The sequence below is a fragment of the Porphyromonas sp. HMSC077F02 genome (assembly GCF_001815465.1).
GTDB lineage: Bacteria > Bacteroidota > Bacteroidia > Bacteroidales > Porphyromonadaceae > Porphyromonas_A > Porphyromonas_A somerae.
The window spans coordinates 1196-2416 of record NZ_KV820663.1; the positions used below are offsets into that span (position 1 = coordinate 1196).

At 48.0% G+C, this 1221-nt stretch carries 2 protein-coding genes; both read left to right on the forward strand.

The genetic code is table 11. The annotated features are described in order from the left end of the window. Positions 1 to 668, forward strand: a 668-nt coding sequence (locus HMPREF3027_RS04300) for an outer membrane beta-barrel protein (RefSeq protein WP_168165870.1), incomplete at its 5' end; no start/stop codon positions are given. A 69-nt stretch (positions 669 to 737) separates the two neighbouring features. Next, positions 738 to 1221, forward strand: a 484-nt coding sequence (locus tag HMPREF3027_RS04305; protein ID WP_141756226.1) for a carboxypeptidase-like regulatory domain-containing protein, incomplete at its 3' end; no start/stop codon positions are given.

The following is a 1221-nucleotide window of genomic DNA, read 5'->3' on the forward strand; positions in this document are numbered from 1 at the left end:
ATACTACTCAGCTGATGCTCAATAAGAGCTGGGTAACACTGATGCTCTCGCATGAGTACAAGGTCAACTCCCTTACACAAACGACCCAGCCGATGCGTGACCCTAATGACGCGACCAAGTATCTACCCTATATGACCCTCATCACGCACATCAATGCCGATCCCTACAGTATACTCGGGGCCAATATCATTCTTAGTCCTCGGATCAAGTGGTGGCACCCCACTTTCACCTTTGGTGCTATGAAGTTGCTTGGATATGACCTCCAGCACTTTGAGGAGACCATCACCAATCGACAGGCATTCATATTCCTTCAATGGCAAAACCAAATTACACTGCCAAAGGAACTTACCATCAGTGCCAATATTAACTACCTACCTAGTGGTGGCAACCAAGATAATATGGAAATATTAGGCTCTATGGTCAATAGCTCCTTTGAGATTTCAAAGCGATGGCTGAAGAATAAGGCACTCACCACCTCATTTTCGGTCAGTAACCTCAAACTTACCTCATCACCAATGTCGATAAGAGTAGTGACAAGGTATACAGAGTCAACGGTCAAGCAACAAGTATTGCCTAGAGCCCAATTTACCATTGCCTACCGCTTCAATGCAACTAAGCAAAAGTACCAAGGCAAGGGTGCCCTCGGCTCCGTAATTAATCGTATGTAATAAAATAAGTACCTTTGTCACGGCAAGGTGACCACCATAATTAACACCATCAAACTATTCACACACATTATGAAACAATTCATCACCAGTTTGCTGATACTTTGCTTGGCTACAGGCAACCTATTGGCACAAGAGATCAAAGGAAAGGTATCGGACAAAGAGGGGAAACCACTCCCTTATGCCACGATTAAAGCCATTGCCCTACCCGACTCCGCCACCATCGTAGGAGGCGTCACCAAGGAGGATGGCACCTTTGCTCTCTCCATTGGCGACCACAAGCTCCCTATCCTACTCCAAGCAAGTCTGATCGGCTACAGCACCGAGCAAGTGCTTTGCAAAGACCTCAAGGAGCAGACACTCACCCTCTCCGAGAGCGCCACCTTGCTAGAGGAGGTAGCCATCACCGCCAATCGTGTCTCGCACCGATTGGTCGCAGGCGGACTTAGCACCAAGATCGAGGGTTCGCCCCTCTCCAAGCTCACCGATATCTACAGTGTGCTCAGAGGCATTCCACTAGTGGAGGTGGAGAATGACAAGGTGAAAGTAACCGGAA